The organism is Lewinella sp. IMCC34191 (assembly GCF_003390935.1).
GTDB lineage: Bacteria > Bacteroidota > Bacteroidia > Chitinophagales > Saprospiraceae > Neolewinella.
In genome coordinates, this window is the sequence record NZ_QNQZ01000001.1 from 51,726 (window position 1) to 67,379 (window position 15,654).

Here is a 15,654-nt window from a genome sequence, read left to right on the forward strand (position 1 = left end):
GCTACGTATTTTTGCCCCGTGTCCCTGGCCCTTCATGTCGTATTCCTTCTACTCGGGGTAATTATCCCTACGGTTCTTTTCGTTACGACGGGAAAACGCACGTCCGCGCGCTCCCTTCGCTGGACGTCGGGGCTCAAGGTGCGAATGTATTACGCGAACGGCAGCCTGCTCCTTAGCCTGGCCGCCCTGGTGATGATCGTCTGGTATTTCACCGGCCGACCGTACTCCGAATTCGGCCTGGGGTGGGGGGAACTTCCCTACGATTCGGTAGCGGTAGGCGTTATTTTCCTGTTCCTGGTACTGTACGGTGTGGACCTGTACGGTGAGATCGGGAACCCAGAACGCCAGGACGAAACCAGGAAAAAATTCAGGGAGTTGGGTTTTTTGCCGGCAAACGGCGGGGAGTACCTCCACTTTTTGTTTCTGTGCCTGGCCGCCGGGGTAGGGGAGGAGATCGTCTACCGCGGCTTCATGATCACCTATCTGCGCGAGCTGCTCACCAGTTCGGAGCCCTGGGCGGCGGCGGTTACCCTGTTGTTTCCCGCCGTATCCTTCGGCCTGGCGCATTATTACCAGGGTGCCCAGGCGGTGATCAAGATCGTGGCCATGGCGCTGCTTTTCGGATTTTTCTACTACCGCACCGGCACGCTGTGGCCGCTGATACTGTTGCATACCGCCATTGATGCCGTAGGCGGACTACTGAACTGGGCGCTGGAAAGACAATCGTAAGATCTTTTTATGGGCGAAGGGTTTGGCGATTAAAAAAGATATACTTACCTTTGCGACCGCTTCCGAAAGGGGCGTATGGCTGCGTAGCTCAACTGGATAGAGCACTTGACTACGAATCAAGAGGTTTCAGGTTCGAATCCTGACGCGGTCACCAATAACTTCAGAGCAGGCTGCGGTCTGCTTTTTTTTTCCGCCTGTTTCAGGTGGGTATTTTTGATAGCAACGCCATTTCGCTATGTCTAAAGTCTGCAAACTCACGGGCAAGAAGCCGGTCAGCGGCAACCACGTTAGCCACTCTAACCGGAAAACCAAGCGCCGTTTCGTACCCAACATTCAGAAGAAGCGCTTTTTCGTACCCGAACTCGATAAATTCGTGACGCTCCGTGTATCCACCAGCGCCATGCGTACCATCAATAAGTTGGGTGTTTACGCTTTCATCAAGAAGCTGGAAAGCAAGGGCATCGAAACCGGCATTAAGCTTTAATCTCCGTCACCATGGCTAAGAAGAGCAAAGGAAACCGCAACCAGATCATTCTGGAGTGCACCGAACAGAAAGAGACCAACGTCGCCGGTACCAGCCGCTACGTCACCGAGAAGAACCGTAAGAACACGCCGGGTCGCCTCGAGCTCAAAAAATACAATCCCAACCTGCGGCGTATGACGCTGCACCGGGAAATCAAGTAAACACCTCAACCGTCGGTGGCTCCCGGCCGTTTTCCGACTAAAAGAAAGCAACTATGGCTAAGGTATCAAAGAACTCACGCGTTGGACAGCGGGCGGCAAACGCCGGTTCCGGACGCGACTACGTAAAAGTCGTCCAGTCCATCAAGAACCCCGAAACGGGCAGCTACTCCTACAAGGAAGTCATGATCCACAAAGACAAGTTGGATGACTTCATGAAGAATAAGTAAATCCAACTACGAATCTTCCGGAAGCCCGGTCCGCTAATTGCGGGCCGGGCTTCCTTGCGCCCGCCACCTACCGAATACTATGACCAACGATCAACTCAAAGACCTTCAATCCCGACTCTCTCTTCTGCGCGGTTACCTGGACGTAGAGGCGCGCAGCTTCAAAATCGAGGATCTTACCCAGCGTAGTCTAGATCCGGAATTCTGGAACGACTCCTCCTCCGCCGAAACGATCATGAAGGAGTTACAGAGCCATAAGAATTGGGTCGCCCAGTACCAGAAGGTTGCCGATCGAGTTGACGAGCTGGAAATTCTGCAGGAGTTTCTGAAAGAAGGGGAAGGAACCGAGGAAGAAGTAGCCGGACGCTACGAGGAAACCCTCGCCGTACTGGACGACGCGGAGTTCCGGGCTACGCTAAACCGCCCGGAGGATGAGCTGGGTTGTATTCTGGAGATCAACGCCGGAGCGGGCGGAACGGAGAGTAACGACTGGGCCGAGATGCTGATGCGTATGTATACCATGTACGCCGACAAGTATGCCGACTATAAGGTGAGCCTGGCCAGCGAAACGCCGGGCGACGTGGCGGGCATCAAATCGGCTACCCTGGAAATCATCGGTGATTTCGCCTACGGTATGATGAAGGGAGAGAACGGGGTGCACCGACTGGTTCGCATCAGTCCCTTCAATGCGCAGGGCAAGCGGCAGACGAGTTTTGCCTCTGTATTCGTGCACCCACGGGTGGATGATACCATCGAGGTGGAGATCAATCCCGCTGATATTCGTTGGGATACCTTCCGGGCCTCCGGTGCGGGTGGTCAGCACGTCAACAAAACGGAGTCGGCAGTGCGCGTGACGCACGAACCAACAGGCATCGTGGTGGAATGTCAGGAAGAGCGCAGTCAGCATCAGAACCGGGAGCGGGCGCTGAATATGCTAAAGAGTCGGCTCTACGAGCGGGAGCTGGAAGCACAGCGGGCGGCAAAGGATGAGATAGAAGCCGGTAAGACATCCAATGAATGGGGCAGCCAGATACGGAGCTACGTGCTCGACGATCGTCGGGTGAAGGATCACCGCACCAACTGGCAAACCAGTCAGACGGACGCCGTACTCAACGGGGATATAGAGGATTTTTTGAAGGCTTATCTTCGCTGGAGCGGAGAGGCCAAATAAAAAAGCACCCGGAGTTCGCTCCGGGTGCTTGCAGGGTTCAAGTGTTTAAGGAAAGGTGTTATGTTCACAGTGTCAGAATGTAGCCAAAATCAAAATGTAAAGGAGTAGTAAACTCGTGGATAATCAAAGTCTTCTTGTCTGTCGCCCTATAGCAATCAAACTTCGTGCCAATCTTATAATTAGCTGATTACAAGAGTATTAGATACAGGCCGGTAAAAGGGGGTGACGAAACTGACTAATTGGTTTATTAATATAAATAATCTTATTCTATTTAATAGATCAAAGATAGGTCCAGATAAGCTGGTTGATCAAAAAGAATAAAACCAGGTAGATCCATAAGGCGTCGAGAAAGTGCCAGTAGATCGTCAATAACCTCAGGTTGAGCCGTTTATCGGGGTCGCTGAAGTAAACCAAGACACTGACGGGTTCGCGCATATATTTCCGGGCCCGGTATAAAAACAGGCCCAAAAAAGGCAGACCACCGATCACGTGCGCGAAGTGGAGTGCCGATATTACATAAAGGTAGCCGGCGGAGTTGTCGCTGGTGATGTATATCTGCTGGCTAAACAACTGATACCAGGCTATTCCCTGCATCACCATGAAGAAGAGCGACAGGTAAAGGGTGTACCACAGCATGCGTTGGTACCCATGGGTATCGTCTGCCCGATAAGCCTGTTTCGCGCGTACCATGGTATAACTGCTACCGAGCAGTATGACGGTATTCAACAAGAAGAGCAATGGCAACTGAATCGGCGGCAGGTTGCTTTGTATACGCGTATACACGAAGGCCGCCGTCATGGCCAGGAACAACATGCTAAGGGAAAATAGTAGCAGCGACAGGTAAATGTTCTTGGGGTGAAAGGCGAAGTTGTCTTCACTTTCGTCCACCGGCCGGTCTATCTCGTGTGGTCGGTTGTACATAAAGTAGCGTTGACCCGCTAGTCGCGGGGTTTGTTAAGGCGACACCGCTCGGAACAGTAGCGTACATCCGACCACACCGCGGCCCACTTCTTGCGCCAGGTAAATGGACGTCCGCACACCGCGCAGATCTTGGTAGGTAAGTTCGCTTTCTTGTGCGCCATTAGCCTTTCCCGTCTTTTCTCATTTCGAGTATACGATCCATCACGGCCTCGGCTTCGGCGGATTTAGCTGCGTAACCTTTGATATCACCTCCTCGTTGTAGGGCCATGGCCTCCTCCAGCAGGCGGCTGTACTCTTTCTCAAGTTGCTTGATGGGGTCCTTCTTAAATAGTCCGAACATGTGTTTTCTTTCTAACGGACTGCCCCCCATTAGGTTGCGGCTAAAAACGGAGGCATGGTTAATTGGGTATGAGGTATTCGACCATGATCGCTCTCCTGACAATCTTCTTTACCTGCGCACCGTCGCGATCCAACCAATTACTGCTTCCTATCGCAGATGCGGAGGACGCGCATGCCATAGTTCGCACCGCGGCGGTAACAGCCTGTCGTGTGGGCCGTCAAATAGAAAAAGCCCCGTCCGACAAGTGTCGGAAGGGGCTATTTGAGGGGTTTAGGTTAGTGGAAGTCCACTCAGCCGAATGTTAGGCGGTCTGGCGCTGCGCTACGTAAGAGCGGCGTTCTACGCCATAGTGCTTGTACAGGCTTTCCCAGTATTGGTGATCGCTGGTTTTGGGCCAACTATTCTTGTCAAATCCGGGTGCGTTCTCCAGTCGGTCTTTGTTGACGTTCAGGACGAACTTTTCGGTGGTGGTATTCACGCTGAATGCTTCGAACGGGATGGCGAAGTATTTATCGCCTAGTCCCAGGAAGCCACCGAATGAGAGTACCGCGTAATTTACGGTACCGGTTTCGGTATCAATCATGAGGTCTTTTATCTCACCGAGACTTTCACCTTTTTGGTTGGTGACGTTGGTTCCGGTGATCGAGGTCGAGCTTAAAATCAGGTTATTCATTTTTAGGTATGTCTTAGTGCGGTACTAGTGGTATATGCTAAATATTATTTCCCGCTTGTTATCAAATCAAAATACACTAATATAACAACGTATGTAAGCAAATTGTTTAATATGTAAGCAATTATTTTACAATCGGTTGTCTTAGGTGCTTCCATTCGACCGGCCACCTGCCCGCCTCGACTTACCGTATGATTACCGGGAGGCTGGAGAACCTACGCTCTCCCGCCGTGCGCAACAGCAAATAATAAATACCCGCATTCAGGTCAACCACCTCGAGGGGAATAGTCTGCCTTCCGGCCGCTTGCCATCCGCTTTGCTTCTGGCGCACGGTGCGGCCCAGGCCATCGACCAGTTCGACGTGTACTTCGCCGGCCTGCAGTTGATGGTAGTCGACGTTGAGCTGGTCGCGCGCTGGATTGGGGTACACTTTCACTCCGGTCAGGGATGGGGACTCCGTTACGGAAGTAGACAGCTCGCTCCCGAAACTCAGCCAGTCGACAAACAGCGTATCGTTGAACCCACCGGTGGTTGGATCAACATAGATAGCCAGGCTCGAAATCCGTTGACCGTCAACCGGACAGGGCTGCGTTTCCTGGGTGCAGGTCGTGCCACCGTAACCGCCATCCCGATAACCGTCCTCGTAATCGAACTGGTAAATCTGGTAGTCGCTTCCCTCGACACTGGCGGTCCGTCCCGCCAGAGTAGTATGGTAGTTGTTTTGGTCGATCAGGTCGATGCGCACGTTGGCGACGTCTCCACTTGCCGTCCGTGCACGCACGTAGAGCATGTTGTCGGAGTTCAGCACGTCGGCGGTTGGGGGATCCCCGTCGGCGGTCCGTACGTTGTAAAGGACGGTCTGGTAGGTCATAGCCGATCCGTCACCGACGATTTCCAGTACGCCGTCCGTTACCGAGTACGTTAGGCCGGCTGCTTGGCCGACGAACTGGTCGGTCGCTCCGTCCAGGTCATCGCGGTAATCGATCACACCGGTCGGGCCGGCATCCGCATTTAGCGGGACCCCGAAACTCAGGTAGTCGATCTCGATGGTTTCGTTGAAGCCACCGTCGACGGGTTCCGGATAAATGGCCAGCGCGACGATCCGGCTGCCGTCAACGGTACAGGGTGCCTCCTCTGAAGTGCAGCTCGTGCCTCCGTATCCACCATCCTGGTATCCACCGGTGTAGTCCAGCAGGTAATCGGTGAATTCCGTACCGGATACACTGACGGTGCGGCCCGCATTCGTCGTGTGGATATCGTTTTCATCGATCAGGTCGATCCGTAGGTTGACGGCCTCCCCGCTGAGGGTGCGGGCACCGATGTAGAGCAGGTTGCCGGACCGTGCCGCATCGGCCCGCAGGGCATCGGGCAGGGTGTAGCGGAAAGTTTGGTAGTTCGGCGAGGAACCGTCCCCGGTAATGGTCAGTACGCCATCCGATACCGCATAGGTGATTCCATCAGGCGTTCCGCTAAAGCGCATGGCCGCCGTGTCGAGGTTATCGGCGTAGTTGATGATGCCGCCCCCGGCGGGTTCTTCCGGAAGGGTGCCGACGAATGCGCGGGCGGGGTAGGACTGCAAAATCGTACCGTCAGCACGCTGGGTCGTAATCCGGTAGGTATACTCCATGTCCAGCATGACGGAGGTGTCCGTGTAAACCTCTGCGGTGGCGGCCAGCGTGGCAACGGTATCGAACGGCTGGTCGTCGATGCGCCGTTCGACGTGTATGCTATCGTCCGTGCTCCGGTTGGTCCATGTCAGTCCTACCGTCGGATTCAATATTTCCTCAGCCGACGAAGGCGTTAGCAGCAGATCGGTCGGTGAATCGGCATAGGTATTCACCAGGATATCTTTCACCTCCGGCCAGGTATTATTTTCCCGGTCGAGGATGCCAAACATGCCTCCGTCGTCCCAGACCGAAAAAGCGAAGCCATACCGCAACGCCGCTTCCACGTAGGCCGCGTAGTAGCGCATGCGGCTGTTGTAATCCGCGTCACGAACCGCGCCGAACTCACTCAGGTGTACGGGTACATCATTTGCGACGGACCAGTCGTTGACCCGGCTGAATTTGTCGTCGAGCGCGTCATAGTCGGCCGACGTTCCCCAGGTATCTACCCCTTCCCCGGCAAAGGACCAGGGGTGGTAAGAATGGAAATAGCCGATGAGGTAGTCATCTTCCGGTACGGCCGCCGCCAGCAGCTCCTCGGCATTGGCATACTGGTTGCCGCCGAAGATGACCAGGCGAGTCGGGTTGTTCTCGCGGATAATACCGAGTACACGTTCATTCAAGTCGTCGACTTCCGCCACGGTCATGCCGAAGGGCTCGTTGATGATCTCGAAGAGTAGCTTTTCCGATTTGTCTTGAAAACGCTCGGCGATCTGTACCCAGATAGCGTCGTAGCGGGCCCGGGAAGCGGGGTCATCGTAGCTTTCCTTTAGCCAGTCCTCATGGTGACCGTTGAGCGTGATGTAGAGGTCGCGTTCCAGCCCCCAGTCCACGACTTGCTCTACCCGGTCCATCCATTCGGAATCGATAGCGTAGGGCGCGGTTTCGGCGGCGTGTTCGTCCCAGCGGACGGGAATGCGCACGTTGGTAAAGCCGGCCTCGACGTAGGCGTCGAAGTAGGCCTCCTCAGCCGGGCCGTTGTTCCAGTCGCCTTCGTTGGGCGGTTCCAGGGTATTGCCGAGGTTGATGCCTCTGCCCATTTCGGCTACGGCGTCGGCGGGGGTGATCTGGGCGTTGGCGGCTGAATAGAGCGTGGCGCACAGGAGAAAGAGGTAAAATCGGGTCATAGGTTGCGTTGTTCGACTTTAGATGAAACAGGCCGGCGGCGGAGCGCAGGATAAAGAGCTTCCGACGGGGCCGGCGGCCGGTCAGGAAGATATGCTTTTCCCGGTGGCCAAATACTTTGCTACCTTTCGGAGGCAAAGTTTTGTCGTTCGTGGTACCACCTTCCTCATGCGTGCGAATCCTACTCGGCAGTTTTGCATTTTTGTAAGGACCGCGCTCACTACGCACCTGTCGCTTCCCCAACCGACGCCGTATGAAACAAACGTTACTCTCGCTTTTATTTTTACTGACCTGTTTTTTCGCGACGGCCCAGACGGCACTCTCCGGCAAGGTAGTAGACGTAGACAGCGGCAACGAGCCACTTGCCTTCGCCGCCGTTTCCCTCTTTCAGGACGATGCCTTCGTCCAGGGGGTCACCACCGACCTCAGCGGTAATTACTTCTTCTCCAACATCGACCCGGGTACGTACGACATCGAAGTCAACTACACCGGCTATCCGCCCACCCGCATCAACGATATACCCGTCTTGCCCGGCCGGACGAACGTCGCCGACGTAGACGTCACCAACGAGGGTGGGGTCAATCTGGACGTCGTCGTGGTCACCAGCTACGAAGTCCCCCTGATCGAAATCGACAATACGACCTCCGGCCAGACCATCACCTCCGACGAAATTCAGCGTTTACCTACCCGCAACATCAACCAACTTGCTTCGATCACGGCCGGTGCGTCGGCGGCCGATGAGGGTGATGCCATCACCATCCGCGGTTCCCGGAGCAATGCGACCGATTACTACGTAGACGGCGTCCGGGTCCAGGAAAACATGCTGCCGGAATCCGAAATCGAGCAGCTGCAGGTAATTACCGGTGGATTGGAAGCCCGCTACGGAGACGTTACCGGCGGAATCATCTCCATCACGACCAAGGGGCCGAGTAGCGAATTCCGGTTCAATGCCGAAGCGGAAACGAGCGAGGGCCTGGACCCCTACGGCAACAGCCTGGTGGGAGTGGCCGTATCCGGACCGATCATCAAACGGGGCAACGACCGGGCCCTGCTGGGCTTCCGCCTGAGCGGACGCTACACCTACCGGGAGGACGACGATCCCAGCGCGGTACCCATTTACCGGGTTCGGGACGACGTACTGGCCGAGCTGGAGGCCAACCCGGTCATCGTCCGGGACGGCCGTCCCTTCGTCGCCGCGGATTTCCTGACGAACCAGGATGTTCTGGCACTGGACACGCGGCCCTACGAAAGCCAGGATATCCTCAACATCAACGCCAAACTGGATGCCCGGATCAGCGACGCCATTGACGTTTCCCTCTCCGGATTTCTGGGTAAAAACAATGATCAGCTGACACCGAGTGAAAATGGCACCGCCGTAAGCTGGCGCACCTACAATGCCTCCCGCAACCCGACGCGGGTGGACGATGATTACCGTGTCAATTTTCGCTTCCGCCACCGTCTTGGCGGTGCCGGCGACGCGAATGAGGCGGGCGGTCGTCGCGGCCTCATCCAGAATGCCAGCTACACCCTACAGGGGACTTACGAGAACAATCGCCTGGGCATTAACGATCCGGTGCACGGAGACCGCTTCTTCGACTACGGTTACGTCGGGCGGTTCGACGTGGATTATATTCCGGTATACGAGATTGATTTCGACGAGGACAACTTCCCCGTCGGCGCGACACAGGTTGACTACCGCGAAGTGCTGCGAAACTTCGACGGCACCGCCTCGACTAATCCGATCCTGACCAACTACAATAACTACCTCGGCTACGGGCCCGATAATCTCTTTACGTCCGATGCCTACGGCCAGTTGGGGGTGCAACAGTTTACGCCAGACGGTTCCCCCATTCCCACCCTCGACGGCTTCGCGTCCGTCAACGGGCGTACCCAGACCCTGTACCAAGACAGCTGGGGGTTTCACACTAACGTGGGAACCGTATACAATCTTTACCAGCGAAACGACAATGATATCATCACGCTACAGGCGAATGCCAACTTCGAGCTGGTGCCGGGGGATTCCGACAAGAGTCGCCACAGCATCCAGCTGGGCTTTCTTTACGAGGAGCGCACCAACCGGGAATACCGGGTGAATCCGAATGGCCTCTGGACCACCGGTCGCCAGCTCATCAATCGCCACCTCAATACCGTTGATACCTCCAACCGAGTGATCGGTGATATCGAAGTAGACCTGGTTGCCGACAACGTCCGCTACCGGGGACCCGCCACGGTGGTAGCCCCCACGATCGAGGAGGACGCGGGTACTTTCTACCGGCGGATCCGGGAGGAACTCGGAATTCCCCTCGATCAGTACGTTAATATCGATGCGCTCTCGCCGGACCAGCTGTCGCTTGACCAATTCAGCGCGCAGGAACTCACCTTCGCCCAGTTGGTGGACTACTACGGATACGATTACCTCGGCAATGAGGTCAATGGCTCCTTCGACGATTTCTTCGCCATCGATCCGGCTACGGGGAATCGGCGGTTTCTCGTGGCGCCCAATAAACCGATCTACGGCTCGGTCTACCTACAGGATAAATTCACCATCAACAACATCATTTTCCGGGCGGGCATCCGCGCCGATCGCTACGACGCCAATACCCGCGTCCTGAAGGACCCCTACTCCCTCTACGAGATCGCCGGGGCGGAAACCTTCCACGACCGCTTCGGTGGAGAGCGGCCAGGGAATATCAATGAAGATTACGTCGTCTACACCACCGAGGAGGGAGGCGATCAGGTGCAGGCCTACCGCTTCGGGGACAACTGGTTCCAGGCCGACGGTACCCCAACGAACGGCCCCCAGGAGATCGAGGGCATCCGGTCGGGACTCGTCTTCCCGAGTTACGCCAATCCCGCCGTGGCGGAATCCAATAACTTCATCAAGACCACGGACTTCACCGTCGAAAGCTCCTTCAAGGACTACGAGGTGCAGTACAACATCATGCCCCGCCTGGCTTTTTCCTTTCCGATATCCGGCGAAGCCAACTTCTTCGCTCACTACGACGTGCTGGTCCAGCGGCCGCCGGACAACGTCATCGCTACCCCCCTGGATTACTACTACTTCGTGGAGCGCCCGGGGTCGACCAACAGCCCCTTCGATAACCCGGCCCTGCGTCCCGAGCGGACCATCGATTACGAGGTCGGATTTAAAACCAGGATCAGCGCTACCTCCGCCCTGACCCTGGCAGCGTACTATAAGGAACTGCGCGACATGATCCAGCTACGTACGTATTTCCCGGTGCCGTTGGTCAATCAGTATACCACCTACGACAATCAGGATTTCGGCACCGTAAAGGGTTTCAGCTTCACCTACGACCTGCGGCGGACCAGCAACGTCACGGTCAACGCGAACTACACCCTCCAATTCGCTGACGGTACGGGGAGCAACTCCACCAGTCAGCGCGGACTCACCAACCGGGGTAACTTGCGCACCTTATTCCCGCTGTCCTTCGACGAGCGACACCGCTTTAACCTGGTCTTCGACTACCGCTTCGATGCACGTCGTGCAAACATTCCCAAATGGCTCGATCGGTCGGGCTTCAACCTGCAGGGCGTTACGGTTTCCGGACGGCCGTTCACCGCTACCTTCATTCCGCGGGAACTCGAAGGAGCAGGCACTCAGGGCGGCCTCAATGGTAGCCGCAACCCCTGGAATTTCACCCTCAACGGTCAGGTTGAAAAGAGCTTCATGGTGGCCGGTCAACCCCGGCTTAACGTCTACTTCCGGGTGAGCAACATCCTCAACCGCCGCAACACCCTCGCCGTCTACACCGCTACCGGTACACCGGACGATCCCGGATTTTTACAGAGCAGCTTCGGCCGTGACCAGATCGAGAGCCTACTGGGCGGAACCCGGCCGGTGGAAGCTTACCTCGATAGCTACCAGTGGCGTATCCTGAACCCTGACTTTTTTAGTTTGCCCCGACGGATGTACATCGGTGTGCGCTTTGGTATATAATCCCCGCCCCCCAGCCAACCTTTTGCTATGCGATTGCCAAAAGCTTTACTTTCTCTTATTACCTGCACGGCGCTACTGCTGCCGGGCTTGCCCCTGGCCGCCAAGGGGCCTGGGCCCGCCAGGTCGCGCCCCGCTACGCCATCCGAGCAACAGCGTATCGATTTCCGGGAGGCCTGTGACAATGCCATCCGGCAAACGGAAATGGAGATCAATAACGTCCGCGCCCGCCTCACCACCGGTGGGGACGTCTGGTGGGACGGCACCAACGGTCGCTACATCGTACCGAAGACCCCGCCCGGTGTGCCGGAAGTAAGTTCGATCTATGCCGGTGCCGTTTGGCTCGGGGGGCGTGATCCCGGCGGCGGATTGAAGGTCGCGGCGCAAGATTATGGCAGAGGATCGGGCGAATTCGATTTCTACCCCGGCCCACTCACCCCCCAGGGCACCGTCCAGCGGGACACCTGTGAGCGGTGGGACCGTTTCTTCACGGTCCGGGGAGAAAACATCCAGCAACTTATCGCCGACTATCAGTTAGCGCTGGAGAACGAGACACTGCCCCTGGATCCCGATATCATTTCCGACGATATATTGGGCTGGCCCTCGGTCGGTAATCCCTTTTTCCTGGAGCAAAACGGCTTCGAATTGCCCAATCCGAACGAGGGTGGGGGACTGGCCGGATTCTGGGACGAAGACCTCGACGGCCTCTACGATCCTACACGGGGCGATTACCCGATCATCGAAATCCGGGGCTGTAATCAACTCCCCGAATACCCGGAGGAGATGACGTTCTGGATCTACAACGACGCCGGTAACGTACACCGGCAGTCAAATACGCCGCTACAAATTCAGATGGAGGTGCAGGTCCAAGCCTTCGCCTTCTCCAGCTCCGACGACATCAACAACATGACCTTTCAGCGTTATAAGCTGATCAACCGGGCCCAGGAAGACATCCTGGATACCTACTTCGCCATGTGGGTGGATCCCGACCTGGGCTGCGCCACCGACGACTACATCGGCAGCGACACGAGCCGGTCACTAGCCTATGTCTACAACGAAGATGAGCTGGACGGCGCTTCGGGTTGTACCTGCGACGGCGGTGTCGAAACCTACTGCGACCAGATTCCCATTCTGGGCGTCGACTATTTCCGTGGACCACGCGCTCCCCTTTACGACGTCAACGGTAACCAGATCGGAGAGCGGGAACTGGGCATGAGCTCCTTCGTCTACTACAACAATGCCGCGGTGGGCGCTCCCCCCAATGCCACCACCGACCCCAGCACGGCCGAAGAGTACTACAACTACCTGCAGGGCAGATGGCGCGACGGTTCCTTATTGCAAAACGCCGGAGACGGCTACGACGAGGCCGGAGCCGAGGTGACGCGCTACGCTTTCCCCGACCCACCGAATCAAACCGGCTGGAACATGACGACCGAGGAACTGCCCTTCGGGGACCGCCGTACCATCCAGGCTTCCGGTCCCTTTACCCTCCAGCCCGGGGCGGTCAATGAGCTGATCATCGGAGTCGTATGGGTACCCAATCAAACCTATCCGGCGCCCTCCATTCAACGGCTCCAGCAAGCGGACGACCTCGCCCAGGCGCTCTTCGATAACTGCTTCGACCGGCTGGACGGACCGGATGCTCCCGACGTCGACTTGCTGGAACTGGACCAGGAAGTCGTCATGCTCTTCTCCAACGATCGCACTAGCAACAACTACGAGGAGGCCTATGAGGAAGCCGGCCTTGGTGTCCCCCCCGGGCAGGACAGCCTCTACCGCTTCGAGGGCTATCGCGTTTTTCAGCTGGCTAGCCCGGACGCAAGCCTCGATGATATCGGCAATCCCGACCGGGTACGGGAGGTCGCCAATTACGACATATCCAATGGTATTACCCGCTTATTCAACTGGACGGGCCTCAACCCGGACCAGGACCCCAACAACCCGATCGACCAGACCTACTACGTGCCCGAGCTGATCGTCGACGGTCGGGACGAGGGTATCCGGCATAGTATTAGCATCACGACGGATGCCTTTGCCAGCGGCAACGATACCCGGCTGATCAATCACCGGCGGTACTACTTCGCCGTCATTGCCTACGCTTACAATAACTACGAGGAATTCGACCCCTTCGATGCCGTTTCTCCGGGCCAATCCGTACAGTACGTTGCGTCGACCCGAAACATCGGGGACCCGCTTACCGGCAACGATTTCTACGTGGCGATTCCCCGGCCCATTCTCGACCGGGAGCTACAGGCGGAATATGGCGACGGTGCGCAGGTAACCCGCCTTAGCGGAACCGGTAACAACGGAACGTTCCTCGACCTGACCGATAGCACCCTGGCGCAACTGGAATCCGTCATCGCGGCGGGTGACAACCGCCTGCCGGAACTCACCTACGAAAGGGGCGCGGGACCCATCGATGTCTTCATCGCCAACCCACTGGACGTTCGCGACGGTGACTACGAACTGACCTTTGTCGACGACGATATGGACGACCGGGAACTCACCGCTCCGGTCAACTGGACGCTCCGCTGCCTTGGAGACTGTAACGTACCGACCATCGTCAGCGAGCGCCCCATTGACGTTAACAACGAGCAGGTCATCGGCACCTACGGATTTTCGGTGCGCATTGGCGACGTGGCCGAACCCGGTACCACCGGCAGGGACGAAAACGGCGCCATCGGGGCAACGCTCACCTATGCGGAGCCCCAGCAGGATCCTTGGTTGCTCTTCATCCCGGACGGGTTTTCCATCGAGTCGAATAGCCTGGAAATCAATCAGAATGCATTTGACTACGTCGCCACGGATGGTCTAGACGACCGGTTCTACGCGCTCGACCGTGACCGCGGGCTGACCGATATGTTTCCCGGAGTGGTTCCCTATAAATTGATGGACTGGCTGGAGAATGACGGTCGGGTCCCCTTCGTTACGCCGGTTTACCTCTCCGAGTACCGGCTCAACGACGCGGTTGCTAGCAATCAGGAACTCGCGGAACTGAATAACGTCAACATTGTATTCACCTCCGACAAGTCACTATGGAGCCGCTGCCCGGTAGTGGAGACTAGCAGCTACTTCTATAAAGATGCCGCCTACCGCGGGCAAGCCATCAAGACCGACAGCGACCGGGCCATGTTCGACACCCGCGACGCGCCCAGCGTGACCCGCGAGGCCGGACCCGATGGCCTCCCCGCCAGGGACACTGAAATCGATCCGGATTACGCGACCGGTATGGGTTGGTTCCCGGGCTACGCCGTCGACGTGGAAACCGGCCAGCGCCTGGAGATCTTCTGGGGTGAAAACAGTACCTACGACGGTCGCCGTCTGGGAGACGACTACATCGCGCCCAGTAATGGCGACGATATGATCTTCAACCCTTCGAATACCATATTCCAGAAGTCGGCCATCAATGATATCAGCGTCTATGACTTTGTTGCGGGCGCTCAGCACTTCTTCTACGTGACCGACCAGCCCTACGACGGCGGTATCCGCCTTTACGACCGCCTCTTCCCCCGGCCCAGCCCCCTCAATACCAGTAAGGTGCGTGCCCTGCAGGAAATCACCTGGGCCGGCTTCCCGATCAGTGCCCCGGGTACGGAATACCTGTCGTACGCCGACGGAATCATTCCCAACGACGTCACACTCAAGCTACGGGTGAACAATGCCTACCAGTACGCGGAGGGAACGCCCGAAACGAACGGGTACCCGACTTACCGTTTCCGTATCGATGGCAAACAGGCCCGGACCGAACTCAATGACAGTCTCGTGAACCGGGCGCTGGATATGGTCAACGTAGTGCCGAATCCGTACTACGGCTTCAGCGTATACGAGGATAGCCAGTTTGAAACCAACGTCAAGATTACGAACCTCCCCGCGGAGGCTACGGTGACCATTTACTCCCTCGACGGGAAGTTCATCCGCCAGTACAACCGCGACGAAACCGTATCCATGCTGCGGGGCGACAACCGCCCGGTAGGGGAGCGCCAAATCTCTCCGGCCCTGGAATGGGATCTGCGCAATCAGAAGGGGATACCGGTAGCCAGCGGCGTGTACCTGATTCACGTAGCGGCGCCCGGACTCGGTGAACGGACGATCAAGTTCTTCGGTGTCCAGCGTCAATTCGATCCCTCTGGTCTGTAATAAAAGTTCTTCGACCCTCGCGGTCGTAAAGCCC

At 56.9% G+C, this 15,654-nt stretch carries 12 protein-coding genes and 1 tRNA gene; 8 read left to right on the forward strand and 5 right to left on the reverse strand.

Going from position 1 to position 15,654, the window contains the following annotated elements; genetic code table 11:
• Positions 1-18 precede the first annotated feature (18 nt).
• From DRW39_RS00160 to prfB, 6 genes are all read left to right on the forward strand, one after another.
• Positions 19-729, forward strand: coding sequence for a CPBP family intramembrane glutamic endopeptidase (locus DRW39_RS00160; RefSeq protein ID WP_116104979.1), 711 nt, complete (start codon positions 19-21; stop codon positions 727-729).
• Between the two features lie 77 nt (positions 730-806).
• Positions 807-883, forward strand: a tRNA-Arg gene (locus DRW39_RS00165).
• An 81-nt stretch (positions 884-964) separates the two neighbouring features.
• Positions 965-1,213: a 50S ribosomal protein L28 gene (gene rpmB / locus DRW39_RS00170; RefSeq protein ID WP_116104980.1), complete on the forward strand. Its 249-nt coding sequence runs from the start codon at positions 965-967 to the stop codon at positions 1,211-1,213.
• Between the two features lie 11 nt (positions 1,214-1,224).
• Positions 1,225-1,413, forward strand: coding sequence for a 50S ribosomal protein L33 (rpmG, locus tag DRW39_RS00175; protein WP_104420391.1), 189 nt, complete (start codon positions 1,225-1,227; stop codon positions 1,411-1,413).
• Positions 1,414-1,466: 53 nt separating this feature from the next.
• Positions 1,467-1,640, forward strand: coding sequence for a DUF4295 family protein (locus tag DRW39_RS00180; protein WP_116104981.1), 174 nt, complete (start codon positions 1,467-1,469; stop codon positions 1,638-1,640).
• 79 nt (positions 1,641-1,719) lie between these two features.
• Positions 1,720-2,808, forward strand: coding sequence for a peptide chain release factor 2 (gene prfB, locus DRW39_RS00185; RefSeq protein ID WP_116104982.1), 1,089 nt, complete (start codon positions 1,720-1,722; stop codon positions 2,806-2,808).
• 279 nt (positions 2,809-3,087) lie between these two features.
• Here the strand turns inward: prfB and DRW39_RS00190 are convergent, their stop codons facing one another.
• From DRW39_RS00190 to DRW39_RS00210, 5 genes are all read right to left on the reverse strand, one after another.
• Positions 3,088-3,729 (reverse strand): heme-copper oxidase subunit III, encoded by a 642-nt coding sequence (locus DRW39_RS00190; RefSeq protein WP_116104983.1) that lies wholly within the window; start codon positions 3,727-3,729, stop codon positions 3,088-3,090.
• Between the two features lie 17 nt (positions 3,730-3,746).
• Entirely contained in the window at positions 3,747-3,890 is a 144-nt protein-coding gene (locus DRW39_RS00195; RefSeq protein ID WP_116104984.1) for a DUF2256 domain-containing protein, read from the reverse strand.
• Complete coding sequence (locus DRW39_RS00200; RefSeq protein ID WP_116105782.1) at positions 3,890-4,069, reverse strand: DUF6435 family protein; 180 nt, start codon at positions 4,067-4,069, stop codon at positions 3,890-3,892. The genes DRW39_RS00195 and DRW39_RS00200 overlap by 1 nt, the downstream gene beginning before the upstream one ends.
• 301 nt (positions 4,070-4,370) lie before the next feature.
• Positions 4,371-4,742: a PRC-barrel domain-containing protein gene (locus DRW39_RS00205; RefSeq protein WP_116104985.1), complete on the reverse strand. Its 372-nt coding sequence runs from the start codon at positions 4,740-4,742 to the stop codon at positions 4,371-4,373.
• A gap of 181 nt (positions 4,743-4,923) precedes the next feature.
• Positions 4,924-7,530 (reverse strand): cellulase family glycosylhydrolase, encoded by a 2,607-nt coding sequence (locus DRW39_RS00210; RefSeq protein ID WP_116104986.1) that lies wholly within the window; start codon positions 7,528-7,530, stop codon positions 4,924-4,926.
• Between the two features lie 251 nt (positions 7,531-7,781).
• On the opposite strand from DRW39_RS00210, the gene DRW39_RS00215 reads away from it, so the two are divergent.
• Both DRW39_RS00215 and DRW39_RS00220 read left to right on the forward strand, forming a co-directional pair.
• Positions 7,782-11,486 (forward strand): TonB-dependent receptor, encoded by a 3,705-nt coding sequence (locus DRW39_RS00215; RefSeq protein WP_116104987.1) that lies wholly within the window; start codon positions 7,782-7,784, stop codon positions 11,484-11,486.
• Positions 11,487-11,513: 27 nt separating this feature from the next.
• Positions 11,514-15,620, forward strand: a complete 4,107-nt coding sequence (locus DRW39_RS00220) for a hypothetical protein (protein ID WP_116104988.1) — start codon at positions 11,514-11,516, stop codon at positions 15,618-15,620.
• The last annotated feature ends 34 nt before the right edge of the window (positions 15,621-15,654 follow it).